This is a genomic window from Pollutimonas bauzanensis (assembly GCF_900129885.1).
Lineage (GTDB): Bacteria > Pseudomonadota > Gammaproteobacteria > Burkholderiales > Burkholderiaceae_B > Pollutimonas > Pollutimonas bauzanensis.
The window spans coordinates 194160-213807 of record NZ_FQXE01000002.1 but is presented as its reverse complement, the minus strand read 5'-3'; the positions used below and the strand labels follow the sequence as shown (position 1 = coordinate 213807).

Here is a 19648-nt window from a genome sequence, read left to right as displayed (position 1 = left end):
TCTCCTATCGCAGACTTACGGCGGCATCGCGCTCGAAGGCGCGGTCCGGATCGAGCGCGGCCAGCGCTTGAATTTCGCCTTGTGTGGGCGGCGCGGTCGGTTTGGCCCCTTCGTGATCGAACTGGAAGCCGGTGCGCGCCTTGACTTCATCAAGGCTGGATTGCGGATGCCAGGATTGCAGGGCCAGGCGGTCGTTCTTCTTCACGAATACGGCGATGGGCGTCACGACGCCGTGGAAGCCGCCCCAGGAGGTGCGGAAATCCAGTTGCTCGACAAAGGTACGGGGCGAGTGTTCGGTTCGCCACGTGCACGCGCGCCTTGCGGTGGGCAGCATGACAGCGCCGCCGCCTCCGCCGGGCAGCCGCACTTTGGGTTGATGCCAGTCTCCAATGCAGGAGTTATTGGCATTGCCTTCGCCGTCGATCTGCGCGGCGCCAAGAAAGGTCAGGTCCATCCGGCCGCGGCAGCACAGATCATAGAAGTCTTCATTGGCGAAGATCGAGGCCGTGTGCTCGGCGAGCACAGGGTCAGAGCTTGAGATGGGGATCTTCGAGGGGCGCGGGTCCACGCCGCCGGCCACATTGATATAGATAAAGTCCCACTCGTAGGCTTGTTTGGCCATCAGGCACGCCAGCATGGGCATGGTGGAGTTGACGCCGCTGAAGGTAATCTCGTTGGGCCGGATGAACCGGGCCAGGTTGGTCACGATGTAGGAAAAGGGGGTCCAGTCGGCGCTCATTCAACATGCTCCTGCAAGGCTTCGGGGGCGGTATCGAGATGGGCCTGCAAGGCCTCGGGACCCGGCTTCAGGTACTTTTCGACCGCCGGGTAATCGATCTCGTAATCCGGCCAGCATGATCCCGGCCACGCCCCTTGGGGCACCACAGCATAGGCTTGCACGAGAAAATAAGGGATCAAGGTCACTTCGGGCTGTTGCTCGAAGATCTCGGTGTCGACCACGCGTTCGGCCACGACCAGCACGCGCTTGGCCGAGCGGCTCATGATGCGGTCCCAATGCGAGGTTCCCAACACGCGAACATTGCCGCGGGCGTCGACCTCGTTGGCATGGATCACGGCAAAGTCGGGCTGGATGGCCGGGATTACCCAGACGGGGTCGCCTTTCCCGTAGGGATCGTCCAGTTTCTTCCAGCCGTTGATCTCGATGAGATGGCTGCCATCGATGCCGGCGCAGGGCTGGAAGGGGGTGCCGAAAGCGGCCGCGCGCAGGCCGGCGGTCAGGGTGGCGCATGCATGCTCTTCCAGGCGCAGCGCGCCGGTCTCGACGGCTTTCCGATAGTGGGGCGCCAGTCCGAAATTGCCTTCCATGGCCACGATTCCGGTGCGGGCGCGGGTTGCGACGCCGGCCCGGCACAGCAGGTCGATGTCGTAGCCCGGCGATTGCTTCACGATTTCGAGATCGGATTTTTTCTGACGCACGAGTTCGCGCACCAGGGCGAAGGGGCCCCGATGCAGAAAGCTGCCACCGAGGGCCACCGAGGCGCCGTCGGGAATGAGCGCGGCCAGCGCTTCAATGGACACCTGCTTGTCCAGATTATTGAATCCAGATGACATGTATTTCTCCTAGACAGCGGGGATCATCCCGCCAAGTATTGTCGAATGCGCTGCTTGAACCCCGGCCGGGACGCCGAGCGCGCCAGTGCCGCCATGTCGCTGTCGGCCTCATCTGCATTCAGCGCGGCATACAGGGAGGCGCGCGTGCAGGGATCGAGCGCAACGGCCGCCGATTCCGCGTCCGACAGCAGTCCGGCCCACTCGTTCTCCACGACGGCGGATGTCGCGAAGCCGATGCGCAGGGCCTCGTCGGCGTCGAAAGGCCTGGCGGCGCCCAGGATAGCCATGGCGTTGGCCGCGCCGACGATATTGCGAAATCGCCTCGTGCCCAGCACCAGTCCGAACTTGAGTCCGGGCATGCGGAAGCTGGCATCAGGCGTGCAGTAGCGCAGCTTGCACGCCGCAAACAAATCCACCCCCGCCCCGAAGTTCCTGCCGCGCGCAAGGCCGACGGTAAGAGCCGGAGAGCCCGCCACGAGCTGCAGGAGCGTTTCTATGCGGACCATGCGCAGGACGAGGTCGCCCTCGCTCTGCTCTTCGTAGCCGGTGAAGTCGAAGCCCGCGCTCAGATTCCTGCCCGCCCCGCCGAAAACCAGCAGGGGCGCCCCTTCGCGGTGTGCCGCCTCGACGCCTTCGATGAGTGCCTCCACGATTTCCCGCGAGAGCGCGTTGCGCTTCTCGGGGCGGTCCAGGGTGAAGGTCCAGCGGCTCTGCTGACGGTCGATGATCAATTGCTCGGACATGGGTGGCTACTCTGCGGTTTGTCGTTTCAATAGCTCGGCCAGCACTTCTTCATTATGTTCGCCGAGCGCCGGCGGGCGAAGCCGCAGCTCGGCGCTGCGGGAGTCGAAGCGGACAGGCGAGACGAAAGTGCGGGTGCGCGCGCCGTTCGGCAGTTCGAGGTCCCGCACCCATTCCATGTGCTCGACCTGCGGGTCCGCGAGCACGTCGGAATAATCGTTGATCGGCGCGCACGGCACGCCGGCACCGCGGAAATGTTTCAGCCACGTTTCGGCATCGGCCGCCGCGAAGATTTCTTCCAGTATCTCCCGCAGCGCGTCCTGATTGGCGGCTCTATCGGTCGGATTGACAAAGCGGGCATCCAGGACCAGCTCTTCGCGTTCTACCACCGTGCATACGGCTTTCCATAAGGAGTTGTTGCCGGCCGCCATGCCGAAATAGCCGCCCTCGCACCTGAACACTTGATAGGGGGCGTTGCGAGGGTGCGCCGAGCCGAGCTTGACCGGGTCAATGCCGGTGCCGAAATATTGCGATGTCTGCAAGGCTGCGATGCCCAGGGTCGCGCCCAGCATGGATACATCGATATGCGTGCCTTGCCCGTCAAGCGCTACGCTGCGCAGCGCCGTCGCGATGGAGAAGGCGGCATACAGGCCGGCCGTAAAATCGCAGACGGGAACCCCGCATTTGATCGGCGCGCCCCCGGGTTCGCCCGTGACGCTCATCAGCCCGCTCATGGCCTGAAGAGTCAGGTCGAACCCGCCTTCCTGGCTGCGCGGGCCGCTTTGGCCATATGCCGAAATCGAGCAATAAACCAGGGCCGGGTTTTGCTCGCGCATCGCGGCATAACCCAGCCCCAGGCGGTCCATGACCCCGGGGCGATTGTTTTCAATGAGGACATCGGCCTGCGCGATGAGTCTGGCCGCCACTTGCTGGTCTTGCTCGTTCTTGAGGTTAAGGGCGACTGACCGTTTGTTGCGGTTGAGGGATGCGAAGTTTTCGCTGTAGCCGTCGGTGATCGGCGCCCAACTGCGCAGCGTGTCGCCGCTGCCGGGCTGCTCGATCTTGACGAGGTCCGCCCCCATGTCGGCGAGCAGCATGCCGCAGAACGGCCCCGCGGCCACGTTGCAGATCTCGATGACGCGTATGCCCTTGAGCGTTGACTCTTGTTGCATTGATTCTCCCATCACGCGGCCAGGCCGAAATAGCCGCCGCGATAACCCATGTGCGCGGATAATTCCCGCGCGGTTTGTTGGACGAGGGGCGCGAATTGCGCCATCTTCTGATTGGTGAGCCGCTCGAGCGGACCGGATATGCCCAGCGCGGCGACGACCTTGTCGAGCCCGTTGAAGACCGGCGCCGCGATACCGCCTATGCCGGGGCGCCATTCACCCCGATTCATGGCATAGCCGATACGGGCGATGTCCGCGAGCTCTTGTTTGAGCGCCGAAATCGAGACATGCGTGTTCTCGGTGTGCTTGCGGACGGAATTGCTGTAATGCTCGATGTAGTCGGGCGCCTGGAAGGCGAGCAGCGCCTTTCCGGTGGCGACGGCATAGGCGGGCGCGCGTCCGCCGACCGTGGAGTAGGCGACTAGCGGCTGCGCGCTGTCGATCTTGTCCACGTAGACCACATCCAGATCGTCCAGCACGGACAGGTGCACCGTTTCCCCCGTCTTGCGGGCCAGTTCACGCATGAAGGGCGGGGCCAGCCGGCGAGCGTCCATGCCGGCGAGCTGGCGGGCGCCAAGCTCGAACATTTTCAAGGTGCACCGGTAAGCGCCGGTTTCGGTGTCCCGCCGCAAATAGCCCGCATGGGCCAGCGTTTGCAGAGTCCGATGCGTATTGCTGCGCGTAAGGCCGACCTCTGCCGCGACCTGATCGAGCGTATGGGCCTCGCCGTCGAGCCGGCTGATGGTCTCGAGCACCATCAGGCCTTTCAATAAGGTTTTATCCATTCCGTCCCATCATTTAGGAACCTAAAAATACGCATTCTACACGCCTTATTCTTTTCGGGCGACGGCCTTATTCCATAAATGTCGTAGGGCAATCATCCGTAAGAACCTATGATTCGGTGCAAACACTTATCGCTGTAAGCGCTAAAAACATGCTATATATCCATCCATAAAAAATCAAGGTTTGAGAACTAAATCCTATTATTTAGGAAATCAAGGGAGACATGAATGCCTAATGCCATCACACGATTCCTCGCCGCGGCGGCGCTGGCCGCTACGGCCACCTTGGCGGCCGCTGCGCCTTGGCCCGAGGCGCCTGTGCGAATGATCGTGCCTTATCCGCCGGGCGGGGCGACCGATTTTTCGGCGCGGGTTTATGCCGAGCAGCTCGGCAAGATTCTTGGGACGTCTATCGTCGTCGAAAACAAAGCCGGCGCGGCCGGCGAGATCGGCGCGCAGTCCGTGGCAAGCGCCGCGCCCGATGGCTACACGGTATTGCTCGGCGCTCTGGGCAGCATGGCGATCAACTCGCTGCTGCCCTCCAAGCAGCAGCAATACAAATTCCCCGATGCCTTCGAAGGCGTGTCCATGGCCACATCCACGCCCCTGGCCGTGGTGGTGCGCGCCAGCCTCCCGGTGAAGAACATTCAGGAACTCATTGCCCTGGCCAAAGAGCGCAATGGAGAACTCAGCTTTGCCTCCGCGGGCTATGGTTCCTCGCAGCACATGACGGGAGAGAAATTCCAGCTGGCCACGGGGATCAAGCTGCTGCACGTTCCCTACAAAGGCAGCGGGCCCGCTCTCACCGACCTGATCGGCGGGCAGGTCGACATGGTGTTCGACACCATGCCCACGCTCATGGGGCATGTCCATAACGAGAAGCTGCGCTTCCTGGCCGTCACGACCAAAGAGCGCGCGAAATCCTTGCCCGATGTCCCAACCCTGCAGGAAGAGGGCGTGAAGGATTTCGACGTCAGTACACGGTATGTGCTTCTTGCGCCCAAGGGCACGCCGGAAGCGATACGCGCAAAACTGTACGAAGCCATGAAGCAGGCCGCGCTGGCGCCCTCTGTGCAGAAAGCCATGGCCAGCCAAGGCGCCGATGCGGTACCGAGCGCTCCGGCTGAAACCTATGAGGCGCTTTCAAAAGAGGTCGCCATCTGGAGCGACGTTGTCAAAAACGCCGACCTGAAGTAGGGAAGCCGCCAGCAGCTGCATCGCCGACCCCTACGGCGGCCAGGCTGCCGAGTGGTCGATGGCCATCGCGGCTGCGGGCTCGTCCGAAACATATGGAAAAACAGGGATCAGACTTTCAGGTCTATAGTTTTCATTGCCGTACCCTTTCACAGGAGAACGATAATGAACTATGTAGAAGGATTCGTTGTAGCCGTGCCCGCCGCGAACAAGGAAGCGTACAGAAAGCAAGCCGAGGAGGCGTCACATCTGTTCAAGGAATTCGGCGCGACCCGCTTTGTCGAATGCTGGGGCGACGATGTGCCCGACGGCAAGCTCACGGACTTTCGTGGAGCGGTAAAAGCCAAAGAGGATGAAGTCGTCGTCTTTAGCTGGCTGGAATACCCGTCCAAAGAGGTGCGCGACGCGGCGAACCAGAAAATGATGTCCGACCCGCGCATGAAGGCCATGGGCGAGCAGATGTGCTTCGATGGCAAACGCATGATTTTCGGCGGCTTTGCGCCGATACTGGACGTGTGAAAAGCTGCATGCCCATGGCTCGACTGCGCAGGCACTGGATGTATTGCGTGTTGAGATCAGGAGCAGCCGTCGCAGCGAAGGCTATCGCCCTGGGACGGCGAGTCCCAGTGCCTCTTCCAACCAGCGCGCCAGCGTAACGAGTCTGTCGGCATCAGCGCGCTAGAAAGCGCTGCAGGCCCGCCCTGGCTTCATCGCTGGTGAATGCGCGCTGGCCCAGCTTTGCCTCGCGCGCGAAGGCCTCCTGAAAGGAAAGGTGGCCCAGGGTCAGGGCCGCTTCTTTGATCACGGATATGGCTACCCGGCCCTTCTGGGCGATGCCTTCGGCATATGCCAATGCGACCTGCGCCAGTTCGGCCGCGGGCACGACACGGTTCAGCAGGCCCATTTCCGCCAGCCGGCTGGCCGGAAAGCGCTCCGCGGTCATCATCAGCTCCATCGCGTAGGCATAGGGAATCTGGCGCGTCAGCCGCACCAGCGTGCCGCCCGCGGGCGTGAAGCCCAGCGAGGCTTCGGGCAACGCGAAAATCGCGCTGTCGGCGGCGACGCGAATATCGGCCGCCAGCATGATCTCGAAGCCGCCGCCCATGCACAAGCCATTGATGGCCGCCACCACGGGTTTGTAGAAGCCAGGCTGCTTGATGTGCGCGCCGTCCCATTCGGAAATATCGAAGCGTCCTTCCGCCAATGCGGGTATGGACTCGGTCAGATCCGCCCCCACGCAGAAGGCGCGGTCGCCCGCGCCGGTAAGCAGCACGACGCGCACGCCGTCGTCGTCGTTGGCGCGGACAAAGGCCCGGGCAAGCTGCTCATACATGTCCAGCGTCAGGGCGTTGAGCTTCTCCGGGCGGTCGAAGCAAATATGCGCGATCTGCTTGCGCACCTCATAGCTGATGCTCATCAGATCACTCCCTCCGCGCACAGGCGCCCCAGCTCCCCGGCGCTCAGGCCCGCCCATAGTCTGAATACCAGCGTATTGTGCTCGCCGAAGGAAGGCGCCGCTCCCGAAGCATTGACGGGCGTTTTCGAGAGTTTCATGGGGCTGCCGAACGCTTTCACCTGCACGCCATCCATGACCACGGGCACAAACATCTCCCGCGCGGCCAGGTGGGGATCCTCCACCACTTCGGCCATGGTTTTAATCGGCGTGAGCGGAATCACGTCACCGGCCATGTCCTCCAGCTCGGCCTTGGTCCGATGCGCGCACCATCGCCTGACGATGGGCGCCACACGGCGCTCATAGACCTGCGGATCAAAGCGCTTTTCCATGGTGTCGATCTCGGGGTCCGCGATCAGTCCGGGTTCGCCGAAGATCCTGCATGCCTCGCGCCAGAACTTGTCGGTGTAGGCGCCAAAGAAGACAAACCCGTCCTTGCAGGCAAGCTGGCCATAAGGGCGGACAAAGGGATGATCGTTTCCCAAAGGCTCGGCAACGATTTGATCGACGGTGTAGTTGACCACCGCATGTTCGGTCAGCGTCACCACGGAATCCTGCTGGGCGACATCCACCAGTTGCCCTTCCCCGGTCTGCCTGGCGTGCATGATTGCGGCCAGGGCCGCGATCGTGGCGTAGAAGGATGCCGACAGGTCTCCGATGATCGTGCCCACCCGCACGGGAGGCCGCCCCTTTTCCCCGTTGAAAGACCAGAGCCCGCCGGTTGCCTGCGCGCTGTTGTCATAGGCGGGACGAAGCGAATGGGGGCCCGTCTGCCCGAACCCGCTGATGGAGACATAGACAAGGCGCGGATTTTCTGCTTTCAGCGCCTCATAATCGAGCCCCATTTTCGCCATTGTTCCAGGGCGGAAGTTCTCCACCAGCATGTCGGCCTTGCCGATCAGTTTGCGCAGCAATGCCTGGCCCTGGCTGGTTTTGAGATTGAGGCTGATGCCAAGCTTGTGGCGGTTGTACTGCGCGAAAAAGGCGCTGGCGCGACCATGGTCGCCCTGAACGAAAGGCGGAAAGCTGCGCACGTAGTCGGGCTCCGCCGGGTTCTCGACCTTGATCACGGTAGCGCCCAGGTCGGCCAGCATCATCGTGCAGTACGGCCCGGCCACCACTCGCGTCACATCGATCACAACCAGCCCCCTGAGCGGGCCTTCGCCCAGAGGTAACCCCGCCTCTTCAGCATTCATTCACTTTCTCCCGATTGTGCATGGCCCTTGGGCCATGCTTGTTGATCCGTGGCCACATAGCCCCGCTCGATAAACAGCGTGAGGCTCTGCACACCATCGAGCAGGGATGCGTTCGACTCGGTGATGACCACGCAAAGCTGCGGGTGCGACTGACGCAATGCCCTGAGCGAGTCTCCATATTGCCTGGCCAGTACGGGCGCCAACCCCTGGAATGGTTCGTCCAGCAGAACGAACCGGGTTCCCACCATCAGCGCCCGCGCCAGCGCAACCATCTTGCCCTGGCCGCCCGACAGCGCGGCCCCCGAGCGCGGCAACATGGGCTTGAGCTGCGGCATCGCTGCAAGCACCGCCTCGACCCTTTGCTCGATTTCGCGTCTGGGCACACGCTGCACCTCGCAAGGCAAGGCAATGTTCTGGGCCACGCTCAATGCGGGGAAGATGACCCTGTCCTCGGGCGCGTAGCCGAACCCGGCGGCGGCCCGCAAGTGCGCGGGCTCCGCGCAGAGATCCCGGCCGTCGAGCAGCATGAGGCCCGATGCCGGTTTCACCAGGCCCATGATGCTGCGCAGCAGCGTGGTCTTGCCCGCGCCATTGCGCCCGACCACCGCCACCGTCTCGCCGCCCGGCAGGCTGATGCTCACATTGCGCAGCACCGTATTGCCGCCGAGGTCGACGCGCATGGATTCGATGTGCAAGCTCATCTCAACGCTCCCCCAGCACTTCGCGCCGAATGGCCGGGTCGCTGAAGACAGCCTCGGGCGCGCCATCCGCCGCCACCCGGCCGTCGATCCAGGCCGCCACGCGCGTGGCGTAGGCCAGCACGATGTCGACGTCGTGCTCGACAAACCAACTGGTGACATTGCGCTGGCGCAACGCCGCCATGATGGTGCGCATCACCGCATGCTTGTCCTCCGAGGCGACGCCGCTGGTAGGCTCGTCCATGATCATGAGCCGCGGCTCCAGCATCAGCGCAATGGCCACATCCAGCAGCTTGCGGCGCCCCTCCGGCAGCGCCGCCGCCGGCTCGTTCCGATAGGGCGTCAATTCCACCAGCTCCAGCATTTCCGCAACCGCAGTGCCATTGGCGTTCTGCGCCAGCGGGATCCAGCGGGAAATCTTCCGGTCGCGCGCGACCGATGCCAGTTGCAGGCATTCCTGCACGGTATGCTCGAGAAACAGCTGCGGAAGCTGGAAGGAACGCCCGACCCCCAGCCGGGCAATCTGCCTGGGGCCTTTGAGGGTAATGTCCCGCCCGGCGAATAAGACGGTGCCGCTGCTGGGCTTGATGTAGCCGGTGCAGATGTTGATGAACGTGGTCTTGCCCGCGCCATTGGCGCCGATCACCGCCAGGTGCTCGCCCTGGCGCAAGGTGAAGTCAATGTTGTCCGCAGCGTTGATGGCGCCAAAGCGCAGGGTCAGCCCCCTGGTTTCCAACAGCAGATCGCCCGGGGCGCTGTTCATGATTTCCCGCCCTCCATCCCCTTGTCCAGGCGTGATTGCCGAAACCGCCCGACCAATCCGGAGGGCGCAAAGAAAATCACGATCAGCAAGGTCACGCCCAGCACGATTTGCCAGATATTGGTGAAGTACGCCGCCCCCACCAGCAGAATCAGTTCGAATGCCGCCGCGCCCAGGAATGCGCCGATCGCGTGGTCCGCCCCGCCCAGAATGGCAATAAAGACATATTCGCCGGAACGAAGCCAATAGCCGCCTTCCGGGGTCATCAGGCCTTGAGCGAGCGCAAGCAGGGCGCCGCCGATCCCGACCAGCGCGGATGACAGCACATAGGCCTCCATCAAGGCGGCGCGGGCCGAGAGGCCTATGTATTCAAGCCGGGTTTCGTTGCTGCGTATCGCGACCGCGATCTGGCCCGCGGACGACCTGAAATAGCGCTGCACCGCCCAGCCGCACAACATGGCCAGCACGAGCGCCAGCAGCATCATGCCCCATTCAAACCCGCTGCGATCGAGCGCCATGCCAAACAGGCGGGGCCGGTCAAAGCGCAGGCCGTCCGTTCCGCCCGTCCAGGTATAGAGCTTCCCGGCCAGGGAATAAAACACCATGGAGATGCCCAGATTGAGCATGCCGAAGAAAATTCCGCGATAGCGGGAAACAAAGGCAGCCACCACGGCGCCTGCGATGACGGCGCTCAATACACCCGCTGCCAGCGCCGCCAGCGCATCCGCGCCGGGGAAAGCTCTTACGGTATATGCCGCGCCATACCCGGAGATCAGGGCGTACATGGCATGGCCAAAAGACACCTGCCCCGCCCGCATCAATACCGACAGGCCAAGCGCAGCCATGCCGTAGCTCAGAAAGGTGATGACAGGCATCCTGGTCCATGGCCAGATCCACGCCATCGCCAATATGGCCGCGCATGCGCACCCAAGGCCCAGAATGAAAGCCGAATGCCTCATCAAATCCTCCTGGCCGCGGCCACGGTAAACAGACCGCTGGGCCGCAGCAGCAGGACGACGACCATCATGAGATAAGGCATGACCACTTCAAGCTCCGGGAAGGTATAAATCGCCAACGCGCGGGCCAGTCCTATCAGGATGGACGCAATCAAGGCGCCGGTGATCTGGCCCAGGCCCGCGGTGGCGATCACGGCAAAGGAGGTGACAACCATGTCGGCCGCCACGCCAGGCACGAACGTTGTCATGGGAACCGCCAACGCCCCGCCCACCGCGCCCAGCGCGCCGGCCAGCGCAAATGTCATCAGCCCCACGCGCGCCGCGTCAATGCCCAGCGCAGTTGCCACTTCGCGATGGTGAATGACTGCAACGAGTTTTCGGCCGGCGACGGAATAGCGCAGCAGGCACTGCAGCCCCGCAAAGGAAACCAGCGCGATGCCTGGCACCATCAGCAACTGGTATTTCATGAAGGTCACGCCCAGCAGCTCGATGGTCCCCATGCGGCTGGCCAGCTCGCCCGCGTTGACGGGCGTGGCGCCCCAGATCATGCGCTGCAGGTTCTCGAGAATCATGAAGGCCGCGAACGTCACCAGCAACTGCAGCACCGGGTCGCGATCCTGGAAACGCCGCATGAGGCCTTTTTCAAGCGCCGCGCCCAACACGCCGCCGACCAGCACCGCCGTGCCCAATAGCGCCAATAGCAGAACTGCCGTCGACGCATCGCGAGGCAGCAGCCAGGCCACCACCGTGGCCGCGCTATAGCCGCCGAACGCATAGAAACTGCCATGAGCGACATTGATGACACCGAACACGCCGCAAATCAGCGTCAGCCCCAGCGCGATCATGAATAACAGGCTTGCGTACGACAGCCCGTCGACTGCGGCCAGCAGCAATAAATGGAGATTCATTTCCAGCCCTTCGCGGCAACAGCCAGCTATTTGCCTACACGCTGGATCAGCTTGCTTTGCACCAGATCAGGCCGAAGCGTCTTGACCCATGCGTCCGATATCGCGCCTACGGGCGGCGCCACCAGTTCAGCGGGATAGAACATCAGCTCTCCGACCTGCGGAAACGGATAGTCGGAGCGCTTCTGCGTGACGCCATAGAGCTGCCCCTGCATCGCCTGGCCGTCTTCACGCATCCGTATGGGCCGGGACAAGCCGCGGTATTCCAGCGAGCGCAAGGTGGAAGCCAGCTGCTCGGTGGTCGGCCACTTGCCCGCGTTGGCCTGCAGCGACTTTTTATAGGCTCCCGTAAGGGCCTCGAGCGCCTGGACCATGTGGTAGACCGCAAAGTTCGGATAGGCGCCGGTTTTTTCCTTGAACTTCTTTACGAAATCCCTGGCCTTCGGATCATTGACGAACTCCGGATCGGCAAAGTAGCCATCGCCGACAAAACCCACAAGCACACCCGGCGGCACCGCGCTGCCCAGTCGCTCGAGCGAAGAATCGGCCAGCGGAAGCACGAATTGCGAAGACTTGAGCAGGCCGCGCTGAGACGCCTGGCGCAAGAAGGTATCCAGATCGCCGCCCCAGGCAGTGGACAGCACTACGTCGGGCCGCAAGGCTTGCAGGCGCGTCACTTCAGCGGAAAAGTCGGGCGCGCCGAATTTCGGGAACATCTCGGCGACGATTTTCACATCCGGCTTGAGCGCCAGCAGAGTGTTGCGGAACAAGTCCCAGGAATCGCGGCCCCAGGCATAATCCTGGTTGACCACCGCCAGGGTCTTGAAATCCGGCTTGACCTGGAGCAGATGCAGCACTGCCGCCACCATCTCCAGGGTGCCATTGGGTCCCGTCCTGAAAACATAGCGGTACTTTTTCCCTTCAAGCACCTTTTCCGAAGAGCACTCCCACAGGATATTGATGACCTTCAGATCTTCCGCGACCGGCGCAAGCGCCCCGCAGTAGCCGCTGGAAATGGCGGAGAGCATCGCTTTCTCGCCGGGCTCCTGCGCCAGCCGCCGATACTCCGTCAGGAATTTGTCGGCGCCCTGTCCCTCATCGATCCAGGTCTGCCTGAGCTTGACACCATCAACGCCGCCTTGGGCATTGAAATCTTCGATCCACATGTCGGCCGCGGCCTTGGCCGGCGCCCCCAGCACGGCCGCCGAGCCTGTCATGAAGGTGCTCATCCCAAGCTTGATTTCCGCAGGCCGTTCCGTCTGGGCCAGGGCGCAAGCTGCAACCATCCAAAGACTCAAAACAGCGGCCAAAGGCCTTGTCAAGGTTTTCATCTTGTCTCCTTTATTGGTAATTGATGGAGATGATGAATCCGAAACCGCGCAGCGACAATGTTTAATTTATCCGCTTGAGCGTCATATTTATGTATATTTGTCACGATCCTGGTCCGGCCTAGGGTTTACGATATGGACGAACGAGCCATATGTTCCCGTCGACTTCTTATTGTTTTTACACTCACCATGACAATCGCTCAATCCACCACATCGGCCTCGGCCGATGCGCCATCCACTATTCAAGCCATGGACACCATCCGGTTTCAGGCCGAGTTGTTCGGGCTGCTGCGCAATGGCGCCGGGACTGGGGAATTGCTGCAGCTGCAGAAGCATGGCGAGGAGGTCGTGCGCGAACCGGAGCAACGGCGATTGCTGGCCGAAAGCGTTCAAGCGGCGTTTTCCATCCAGAAACTGCAAGCGATCCAATTGCAGCGCGAGAAGGGCCTGCTGGCGGTACTGGAGACGGCGCAGGATCTCACCGCGATCAGGGACCTGGAACTGGTGCTTCAGGCCATCGTGCGGCGCGCCCGGCAGATTTTCGCTACGGACATAGGCTATCTGACCAACTATGATCGTGTTCGCAACGACTTCTATATCCGCGCCACAGATGGAGCGACCTCCGACCGTTTCAGGAATGTCCGCGTCCCCCCCGAGCACGGCATTTGCGGCCATGTTCTCAAGCACAAGACACCGTATCACTGCACTAATTACATGCAGGACCAAGGCTTCATACATGACAATGGCATCGACCTTGCCATTGCCGAAGAGGGGGTCTGCTCCCTGCTGGGCGCGCCGCTGATGGTCGGCAACCATTGCATAGGCATTCTTTGTGTCTGCGACCGGCAGCCGCGCAGCCATGAGCCATGGGAAATCTCCATGCTGGCGACATTGGCGGCGCAGGCAGCCATTGCCATAGAAAATGCCCGTCTCTTTCAAGAGACACAAGTCGCCCTCCAGCAGGTCAGCCAGGCCAACGCCATGCTGCACCAGCAAACGACCGAGATCGCGGACGCCGCCGAAGCGCATGAGCAGATGACCAAGCTCGCAGCGCGTGGAGGCACGGTCACCGATATCCTGCAAATGGTCGCATCGCTGCTTGGAGGAGAGGTTGCGCTATTGAACGAGGCCGAGCAGCTGAGCTATCACGCGAGCGCGCCGCAGGTCGCCATCGCACCGCCATTGTCCAAGCTGTTTCAGGACATAGCGGTGCAGGACCTCGTGCATAAAGCCTTGACCCAAAGCCGCTTGTCCGGACAATCGCAAACCGTGGAGCCGGCGCCGGGCCTCGTCCTGAAAATCGCCGCCATCACCGGCGCCAATGGCCTGCTGGGCGCAATGTTGATGCTTTCCCGCGGCGCAATCTCCGATACTCAGGTTCGCACCTTCGAACGCGGAGCGCTGGTTGCAGGCGTAGCCCTGCTTTCCGAGGAACGCAGCAAACACGCGCTGAGCAGCCGGAGCATCGCTACGATCCGTTCGCTGGTGACCTGGCAGCAAGAGCCCGCGAGCGTGTTGCAGGCCCTGACCGAACCGCTAGGCCTGGACCTGAACTCTCCCGTGCGCATGATGGTGCTTCATATTGAAAGCAACCATCTGGAATACGCGCTGCGCCGCCTGCGGCCCCGTTTGCCAAGCTCCGCTCTGATGGAGCCGCTCGACGGCCTCATTGTGGCCGTTTACGCCGCCCGCCACGCGGAAGAGACAGAAACGGCAGTCAGGTCTACGCTGATGCAAGGCTCGCGCCTCAGCGTAGTAGGCGTTTGTTCGGACACCATCAGTCAGGTCGACACGCTGCCGCAATGCTTCCGCTCGCTCAAACGATGCATCGACGTGCTTCGCGCCCTGAAGCGCGACAACGAACTGGTTTCCGAACCCCTGTTTTCCATGTATGCGCTGTTGTTCGAGCAGCGCGGCACCAAGGATCTCAACTCATTCATCCAGGCCAGCGTGGGAGAACTCATCTCCCATGACCTGCGCCGCAATACCAATTTATGCGGAACGCTTCTGGCCTACCTGGACGAATCGCAAAGTTTCAAGATTGCCGCGGCCTCTTTGGACATTCACGTCAATACATTGCGCCAGCGGCTCGAGACCATCGATCACCTGCTTGGAAACTGGCGCAACGGCAGCAAAACGCTGGAGATCCACATGGCGTTGCGCATGCACAGCCTCAACGGTTCGATGTCGAGGGTAACGGATTGATCCCCGGCGTTTAAAGACTACTGGGCCGGTATCCCCGCCTTTTGGATCACATCGCCCCAGAGCTTGATCTCGGCGGTGACGAATTCCTTGAACTGCCCGGGCGAGCCGCTGTAGGTGACCAGCCCGCGCTTTTCAAGGTCCTGCTTCACGGCATCGCGCGCAAAGACGCGTTGCAGGGCGTCGCCTATCTTCCTGGCGATCTCGCCGTCCACGCCGGCGGGCGCAAACACCCCGAACCACAGCGTGGCGTCGAAGCCGCCGATGCCTTGTTCATCAAAGGATTTGACGTCGGGCAGCACGGCGGCGCGCTGCAGTGTGGTGACGCCCAGCGCCTTGACGCGACCGGACTCCACATAGGGCAGGGCGGTGGGCAGGGGCTCCAGCAGGAAGTCGATTTGCCCGCCCATCAAGTCGGTCATGGCGGGCGCGCCGCCCCGATAGGGAATATGCACCCACTTTGCGCCGGTGCGCAGCTTGAGCATTTCGGTTTTTATGTGGTGGCTGGTGCCGGCGCCGGCCGAACCGTAGTTGATCGTGCCGGGATCTTTCTTGTCGGCTTCGACCAGTTCGCTCAGGCTGTTCCATTTGGAATTCGACCCGACGACCAGCAGGCTGGTGGCCGAGCCGATGCCGCCGAGGGCCACCAGGTCTTTTTCGGGGGCATAGCCCAGTTTCTTGTACAGGCTGGGCGCGACGGCAACGGTGCTGCTGGCGCCCAGCAGGATGGTATAGCCGTCTGCCGGGCTGCTGGCGGCGGCCATGGTGCCTATGGTGCCGCCCGCGCCTGCCCGGTTCTCCACCACGATGGTGGCGCCCAGTTCTTCGCCCAGGTGGGTGGCGGTCAGCCGCGCCACGGTGTCGTTAATCCCGCCCGCGGGGAAGGGGACTATCATTTTCAGGGCGCGGTCGGGCCACGCGTGGGCAGCGCCGGCAACGCCGAGCGCCAGGGCGATCAGGCCGCCCTTGAGCAGGGTTTTCAGCTGTGTGTTGGATCGTGCTTGCATGTTCTCTGTCTCCTCCGTTGGGTGTGGCTTGGCCGGACCGGCGTCGGCATATGCTTGCCGCTCGCGGTCCGGTCAGGTTTGGGCTCAGACGTGGCCGTATTTTTCAAGGGCTGCCGCCAGCGACATGCCTTCGCTAAGGCTCTGGCGGATGGCGATTTCCTGCTGGGTGAGCCGCTCCGATCTTTCCAGCACTTCCCGCAAAATGGCTTGCGGGATCACCAGGGCGCCGTCGTCGTCGCCCAGGATGAAGTCGCCCGGTTCGACCGCTACGCGCCGGCCTGTGGCGCCTTCCATGTAGACGGGCACATTCCAGGCATTGACTTTCCAGCGGCTGATGGATTGCACCGGAGTGCGAAAGCGGCCGAAGACCGTGAAGCCCAGCGCATTGATCCAACTTGTATCGCGCAGTCCGCCGTCGACGATGGCGCCGACGCTGCCTTTTTCCTTCATGCCGATGGAGATCAGTTCGCCGAAGTAGCAGATGCCGTCCCCGTCGCCCGACCAGACCGATACGTCGCCTTCGGACAGCGCCGCGCAGGCTTTCATTTTGTCGGCGTCGCCGCCGAAGCCGTAGGGCGTCATTTGCCCGCGTATGGTGTAAGCCCAACCCGCCAGGCGCTCCGAGCCGGTCTGGCGCTGGAACGCCGACGCCAGGCCCTGGTCCGGGTAGCCCATTTCATCCAGTACGTCGGCCACGTTGGACGTGTCGACCTTTAGAAATCGTTCGCGGATCGAACTTTTCTCTTCCTTGCTAACCATCGCTTGACTCCTGTTTGCCGTGAACCTCGGCAATGGCCCGATGCCGGGCATTGCTGGTGTGTGTTTCATCTTAGTAAGGAGGGGAAGGGGAGACAAACGATTTAAAGTATGCGAAGCTATTAGCTTTGCTAATGGCAGATTTGCATGCCCCTTGCGGCATTACCCAGGGACCGATGAGCAGACGTCTTCCTCCTTTGCTTGCCACGCGCTATTTCGAAGCGGCGGCCCGGCATCTTTCTTTTACGCAGGCGGCCGAAGAGCTGTTCGTCACACAGGGCGCGATCAGTTTGCAGATCCGCAAGCTGGAAGAGTTCGTGGGGACGCCGCTGTTCATCCGGCATGCGCGCCATATCGAGCTGACCGGCGCGGGCCAGCAGTTCTATGAGGCCTGCCATGTGCTGCTGGAGGGCCTGGAAAAGGCCATGCGCGACCTGACCAGCCCGCAGCATCAGCAAACGCTTACCGTCAGCACCATACCCACGATCGGCACGCTCTGGCTGATGCCCAGGCTGGCGTCGTTCACATCGCGGCACCCCGATATCGAGGTCCGCGTCGTGTCGGACATCCGGCCGGCCGACATGCAGTCCGACAACATCGATGTCGCGCTGCGGGTGGGGAAGCTGCCGGGCCAGCGCTACCCGGAACATTTTCCGGCCGTCAATCTCGTCATGCTGGAAAAATGGACCGACATCGAAGCCGACCTGCTGTTTCACGACGTGATGGTGCCGGTGGCGTCCAAGGCCTGGTGCGACACGCAGCCGGCCATCCGGCATGTGGCCGACTTCAAGACGGCCTCGCTGGTGCATACGGCAAGCCGGCCCCACGCATGGCGGGAGTGGCTGAAGGCCTACGGGGTGGAGTACAAACCGCCGGGGCACGAACCGGAATACGGACATTTTTATATCTCGCTGGGGGCCGCGCAGGACCATAAAGGCATTGCGCTGATTCCCGAAGTCCTGCTGCGCGGCTACCCGGGGCGCAACGAGCTCGATGTTTTGCTGCCCGGCATAGAGCCTGTGCGCAGCGCCGGCGACTACTACCTGCTGACGCGCGCTTCGTCGCCCAAGCGCGCGGCCATACAAAAGTTCCGCGCCTGGGTGCTCGATGAGGTCGAGGCGGCAAGCAGCCATTAGTTGCGCTAATCGCTGCGGCGATAACAAATCGTTTGTTCCTTTTGCATCCCTTTCCTAGAATGATGTTGACCAATTGGACCCAACGATATTTTGTGGAACAGGAATGCGACAGATGGAAGACTTACGTGTAGGGGTGGCCGGCTTTGGCGCCATAGGCCGTTCAATTGCAAGCCAGCTTGCCCAAGGCGTCGAAGGCATACGGCTTGCCGCGGTGGGGGTCAGAAACCCCGACGCCCCGCCTGAGTTCGACTGGCAGGGCCGGACACCGCCCCGGTTCGTGCTGCTGGAAGAGCTGGAGCCGCACTGCGACATCGTGATCGAATGCGCGCCCGCCCACCTGCTGCCCCGCATTGCCACGCCATTCCTGAAGGCGGGGAAGAAAGTCGTCAGCCTGAGCAGCGGAGCGCTGCTGGGGCATCCCGAACTGGTGGACCTGGCCCGGGCGCATAATGGCCAGATTCTCGTGCCGTCGGGCGCGATCCTGGGGCTGGACGCCATACTGGCCGCGGCCGAAGGCACCATCCAGTCGGTCAAGATGACATCGCGCAAGCCGCTCAAGGGGTTCGTGGGCGCGCCCTTCCTGGAAAAGCGGAACATCGACGTCATGAGCCTGAAAGAGCCCACGCTGATCTTCTCGGGCACGGCGCGCGAGGCGGCGTCCGGGTTCCCCGCCAATCTCAACGTGGCCGTCAGCGTGTCGCTGGCCGGTGTGGGGCCCGACAAGACCTTGCTTGAAGTCTGGGCCGATCCCGGGCTGGAACGCAATACCCACCATATCGAGGTGGTGTCCGATTCGGCGCTGCTGTCGATGGAAATCCAGAACATTCCTTCGGAAAACCCCAAGACAGGGCGGATCACGGCCCAGAGCGCGATTGCCCTGCTGCGCAAATTGCGCGCGCCCCTGAGCGTCGGCACCTGACCCATCCTATATATACATCAAGCAAGCAAGAAGGAAGACGGACAATGGAACTCGGATTGAATCAGAAAGTGGCGCTCGTTCATGGCGCCGGAGGCGGGCTGGGTGGCGCGATTGCGCGCGCGCTGGCCGCCGAGGGCGCCACGGTCGTGGTGTGCGACATCAATGAAGACTCCTTGCGGGACACCTGCCGGGACATCGAATCGGCCGGCGGCAAGGCAGTCGGCAAGCAATGGGATCTGGCGCAGATCGACCGTTACGAACAATCGCACCGCGAGGTGGTCGAAACGGTCGGGTCTATCGATATCCTGTGCAACAACACGGGCGGTCCGCCACCCAGCCTGGTGCAGAACGTCGAGCGCGACGTCTGGCTGCGGCATTTCTCCGAAATGGTGTTGTCGGTGGTGACGATGACCGACCTGGTCCTGCCGGGCATGAAAGCGCGCAACTGGGGCCGCATTATCACCAGCGCCTCGTCCGGCGTGGTGGCGCCCATTGCCAATCTGGGCTTGTCCAATTCCTTGCGCAGCGCCCTGGTGGGGTGGTCCAAGACACTGGCGCGCGAAGTGGGGCCGGATGGCGTCACCAGCAATGTATTGGTGCCGGGCCGCATTGCGACCCGGCGTATCGTGGCGCTGGACCAGGCCAAAGCCGCCCGGGAAAACCGCAGCTACGACAGCGTGGTCCAGGAAAGCGTGGGCGCCATACCGGTCAAGCGCTACGGCGACCCCGCAGAATACGGCGCGGCGGCGGCCTTCCTGGCCAGCCGCCAGGCGTCATACATAACCGGGTCCATCATCCGGGTGGACGGCGGCTTGATCGCGAACGTATAGAACCGCTACGCTACATCGGTCCGGGCGCATGGCGCACGCGCCGC

The 19648-nt window shown here is 62.4% G+C and carries 21 protein-coding genes; 7 read left to right on the top strand and 14 right to left on the bottom strand.

Annotated elements, in window-relative coordinates; all coding sequences use genetic code 11:
- Positions 1 to 4: 4 nt before the first annotated feature.
- The 5 genes from BUB23_RS04115 to BUB23_RS04095 are packed head-to-tail and all read right to left on the bottom strand — an operon-like array spanning position 5 to position 4267.
- Entirely contained in the window at positions 5 to 739 is a 735-nt protein-coding gene (locus tag BUB23_RS04115) for a CoA-transferase subunit beta (RefSeq protein WP_073101832.1), read from the bottom strand.
- Positions 736 to 1572 carry a CoA transferase subunit A gene (locus tag BUB23_RS04110; RefSeq protein WP_073101831.1) on the bottom strand — a complete coding sequence of 279 codons (837 nt, stop codon included), beginning with the start codon at positions 1570 to 1572 and terminating at the stop codon, positions 736 to 738. Before BUB23_RS04110 ends, BUB23_RS04115 begins: the two co-directional genes overlap by 4 nt.
- Positions 1573 to 1595: 23 nt before the next feature.
- Positions 1596 to 2315, bottom strand: a complete 720-nt coding sequence (locus BUB23_RS04105) for an enoyl-CoA hydratase/isomerase family protein (protein WP_073101830.1) — start codon at positions 2313 to 2315, stop codon at positions 1596 to 1598.
- 6 nt (positions 2316 to 2321) lie between these two features.
- Positions 2322 to 3485, bottom strand: a complete 1164-nt coding sequence (locus BUB23_RS04100) for a CaiB/BaiF CoA transferase family protein (RefSeq protein ID WP_073101829.1) — start codon at positions 3483 to 3485, stop codon at positions 2322 to 2324.
- 11 nt (positions 3486 to 3496) lie between these two features.
- Complete coding sequence (locus BUB23_RS04095) at positions 3497 to 4267, bottom strand: IclR family transcriptional regulator (protein WP_073101828.1); 771 nt, start codon at positions 4265 to 4267, stop codon at positions 3497 to 3499.
- Positions 4268 to 4492: 225 nt separating this feature from the next.
- On the opposite strand from BUB23_RS04095, the gene BUB23_RS04090 reads away from it, so the two are divergent.
- Both BUB23_RS04090 and BUB23_RS04085 read left to right on the top strand, forming a co-directional pair.
- Positions 4493 to 5461, top strand: coding sequence for a Bug family tripartite tricarboxylate transporter substrate binding protein (locus tag BUB23_RS04090; RefSeq protein ID WP_073101827.1), 969 nt, complete (start codon positions 4493 to 4495; stop codon positions 5459 to 5461).
- Positions 5462 to 5623: 162 nt separating this feature from the next.
- Positions 5624 to 5977, top strand: a complete 354-nt coding sequence (locus tag BUB23_RS04085) for a DUF1428 domain-containing protein (RefSeq protein ID WP_073101826.1) — start codon at positions 5624 to 5626, stop codon at positions 5975 to 5977.
- Positions 5978 to 6128: 151 nt separating this feature from the next.
- On the opposite strand, the gene BUB23_RS04080 is transcribed toward BUB23_RS04085, so the two are convergent.
- From BUB23_RS04080 to BUB23_RS04050, 7 genes are read right to left on the bottom strand one after another with little or no spacing between them, the layout of a single operon-like run.
- The gene (locus tag BUB23_RS04080) at positions 6129 to 6875 is read right to left on the bottom strand and encodes an enoyl-CoA hydratase/isomerase family protein (protein WP_073101825.1); all 747 of its coding nucleotides are present in this window, start codon (positions 6873 to 6875) and stop codon (positions 6129 to 6131) included.
- Positions 6875 to 8107: a CaiB/BaiF CoA transferase family protein gene (locus BUB23_RS04075; RefSeq protein WP_073101824.1), complete on the bottom strand. Its 1233-nt coding sequence runs from the start codon at positions 8105 to 8107 to the stop codon at positions 6875 to 6877. Before BUB23_RS04075 ends, BUB23_RS04080 begins: the two co-directional genes overlap by 1 nt.
- A complete protein-coding gene (locus tag BUB23_RS04070; protein WP_073101823.1) occupies positions 8104 to 8808 on the bottom strand; it encodes an ABC transporter ATP-binding protein in 705 nt (234 codons plus the stop codon). The genes BUB23_RS04075 and BUB23_RS04070 overlap by 4 nt, the downstream gene beginning before the upstream one ends.
- 1 nt (position 8809) lies before the next feature.
- A complete protein-coding gene (locus tag BUB23_RS04065; RefSeq protein WP_073101822.1) occupies positions 8810 to 9568 on the bottom strand; it encodes an ABC transporter ATP-binding protein in 759 nt (252 codons plus the stop codon).
- Positions 9565 to 10524: a branched-chain amino acid ABC transporter permease gene (locus tag BUB23_RS04060; protein ID WP_073101821.1), complete on the bottom strand. Its 960-nt coding sequence runs from the start codon at positions 10522 to 10524 to the stop codon at positions 9565 to 9567. The genes BUB23_RS04065 and BUB23_RS04060 overlap by 4 nt, the downstream gene beginning before the upstream one ends.
- On the bottom strand, positions 10524 to 11429 hold the full coding sequence (locus tag BUB23_RS04055) for a branched-chain amino acid ABC transporter permease (RefSeq protein ID WP_073101820.1): 906 nt from the start codon (positions 11427 to 11429) through the stop codon (positions 10524 to 10526). Before BUB23_RS04055 ends, BUB23_RS04060 begins: the two co-directional genes overlap by 1 nt.
- A 26-nt stretch (positions 11430 to 11455) precedes the next feature.
- Positions 11456 to 12655 carry an ABC transporter substrate-binding protein gene (locus tag BUB23_RS04050; RefSeq protein ID WP_245801153.1) on the bottom strand — a complete coding sequence of 400 codons (1200 nt, stop codon included), beginning with the start codon at positions 12653 to 12655 and terminating at the stop codon, positions 11456 to 11458.
- Here BUB23_RS04050 and BUB23_RS26965 point away from each other — a divergent pair.
- Positions 12642 to 12947: a hypothetical protein gene (locus tag BUB23_RS26965; RefSeq protein ID WP_178372257.1), complete on the top strand. Its 306-nt coding sequence runs from the start codon at positions 12642 to 12644 to the stop codon at positions 12945 to 12947. The genes BUB23_RS04050 and BUB23_RS26965 overlap by 14 nt on opposite strands.
- On the top strand, positions 12944 to 14959 hold the full coding sequence (locus BUB23_RS04045) for a helix-turn-helix domain-containing protein (protein ID WP_178372262.1): 2016 nt from the start codon (positions 12944 to 12946) through the stop codon (positions 14957 to 14959). The genes BUB23_RS26965 and BUB23_RS04045 overlap by 4 nt, the downstream gene beginning before the upstream one ends.
- 17 nt (positions 14960 to 14976) lie before the next feature.
- On the opposite strand, the gene BUB23_RS04040 is transcribed toward BUB23_RS04045, so the two are convergent.
- Positions 14977 to 15963: a Bug family tripartite tricarboxylate transporter substrate binding protein gene (locus BUB23_RS04040; protein ID WP_073101817.1), complete on the bottom strand. Its 987-nt coding sequence runs from the start codon at positions 15961 to 15963 to the stop codon at positions 14977 to 14979.
- An 84-nt stretch (positions 15964 to 16047) separates the two neighbouring features.
- Positions 16048 to 16722: an RraA family protein gene (locus BUB23_RS04035; protein ID WP_073101816.1), complete on the bottom strand. Its 675-nt coding sequence runs from the start codon at positions 16720 to 16722 to the stop codon at positions 16048 to 16050.
- A 173-nt stretch (positions 16723 to 16895) separates the two neighbouring features.
- Here BUB23_RS04035 and BUB23_RS04030 point away from each other — a divergent pair, with 173 nt between their 5' ends.
- From BUB23_RS04030 to BUB23_RS04020, 3 genes are all read left to right on the top strand, one after another.
- Positions 16896 to 17855, top strand: coding sequence for a LysR substrate-binding domain-containing protein (locus BUB23_RS04030; RefSeq protein ID WP_178372261.1), 960 nt, complete (start codon positions 16896 to 16898; stop codon positions 17853 to 17855).
- Between the two features lie 112 nt (positions 17856 to 17967).
- A complete protein-coding gene (locus BUB23_RS04025) occupies positions 17968 to 18774 on the top strand; it encodes an aspartate dehydrogenase (RefSeq protein ID WP_073101814.1) in 807 nt (268 codons plus the stop codon).
- Between the two features lie 44 nt (positions 18775 to 18818).
- A complete protein-coding gene (locus BUB23_RS04020; RefSeq protein ID WP_073101813.1) occupies positions 18819 to 19604 on the top strand; it encodes an SDR family oxidoreductase in 786 nt (261 codons plus the stop codon).
- Positions 19605 to 19648 lie beyond the last annotated feature (44 nt).

Bases quoted from the DNA above. Each gene is read 5' to 3' on its own strand.
- BUB23_RS04070 (WP_073101823.1), bottom strand. From the start codon at position 8,808: ATGAGCTTGCACATCGAATCCATGCGCGTCGACCTCGGCGGCAATACG.
- BUB23_RS04115 (WP_073101832.1), bottom strand. From the start codon at position 739: ATGAGCGCCGACTGGACCCCCTTTTCCTACATCGTGACCAACCTGGCC.
- BUB23_RS04020 (WP_073101813.1), top strand. From the start codon at position 18,819: ATGGAACTCGGATTGAATCAGAAAGTGGCGCTCGTTCATGGCGCCGGA.
- BUB23_RS04105 (WP_073101830.1), bottom strand. From the start codon at position 2,315: ATGTCCGAGCAATTGATCATCGACCGTCAGCAGAGCCGCTGGACCTTC.
- BUB23_RS26965 (WP_178372257.1), top strand. From the start codon at position 12,642: ATGAAGGTGCTCATCCCAAGCTTGATTTCCGCAGGCCGTTCCGTCTGG.
- BUB23_RS04100 (WP_073101829.1), bottom strand. From the start codon at position 3,485: ATGCAACAAGAGTCAACGCTCAAGGGCATACGCGTCATCGAGATCTGC.
- BUB23_RS04035 (WP_073101816.1), bottom strand. From the start codon at position 16,722: ATGGTTAGCAAGGAAGAGAAAAGTTCGATCCGCGAACGATTTCTAAAG.
- BUB23_RS04075 (WP_073101824.1), bottom strand. From the start codon at position 8,107: ATGAATGCTGAAGAGGCGGGGTTACCTCTGGGCGAAGGCCCGCTCAGG.
- BUB23_RS04030 (WP_178372261.1), top strand. From the start codon at position 16,896: ATGAGCAGACGTCTTCCTCCTTTGCTTGCCACGCGCTATTTCGAAGCG.
- BUB23_RS04090 (WP_073101827.1), top strand. From the start codon at position 4,493: ATGCCTAATGCCATCACACGATTCCTCGCCGCGGCGGCGCTGGCCGCT.
- BUB23_RS04080 (WP_073101825.1), bottom strand. From the start codon at position 6,875: ATGAGCATCAGCTATGAGGTGCGCAAGCAGATCGCGCATATTTGCTTC.
- BUB23_RS04040 (WP_073101817.1), bottom strand. From the start codon at position 15,963: ATGCAAGCACGATCCAACACACAGCTGAAAACCCTGCTCAAGGGCGGC.
- BUB23_RS04050 (WP_245801153.1), bottom strand. From the start codon at position 12,655: ATGAGCACCTTCATGACAGGCTCGGCGGCCGTGCTGGGGGCGCCGGCC.
- BUB23_RS04060 (WP_073101821.1), bottom strand. From the start codon at position 10,524: ATGAGGCATTCGGCTTTCATTCTGGGCCTTGGGTGCGCATGCGCGGCC.
- BUB23_RS04085 (WP_073101826.1), top strand. From the start codon at position 5,624: ATGAACTATGTAGAAGGATTCGTTGTAGCCGTGCCCGCCGCGAACAAG.
- BUB23_RS04055 (WP_073101820.1), bottom strand. From the start codon at position 11,429: ATGAATCTCCATTTATTGCTGCTGGCCGCAGTCGACGGGCTGTCGTAC.
- BUB23_RS04095 (WP_073101828.1), bottom strand. From the start codon at position 4,267: ATGGATAAAACCTTATTGAAAGGCCTGATGGTGCTCGAGACCATCAGC.
- BUB23_RS04025 (WP_073101814.1), top strand. From the start codon at position 17,968: ATGGAAGACTTACGTGTAGGGGTGGCCGGCTTTGGCGCCATAGGCCGT.
- BUB23_RS04110 (WP_073101831.1), bottom strand. From the start codon at position 1,572: ATGTCATCTGGATTCAATAATCTGGACAAGCAGGTGTCCATTGAAGCG.
- BUB23_RS04065 (WP_073101822.1), bottom strand. From the start codon at position 9,568: ATGAACAGCGCCCCGGGCGATCTGCTGTTGGAAACCAGGGGGCTGACC.
- BUB23_RS04045 (WP_178372262.1), top strand. From the start codon at position 12,944: ATGACAATCGCTCAATCCACCACATCGGCCTCGGCCGATGCGCCATCC.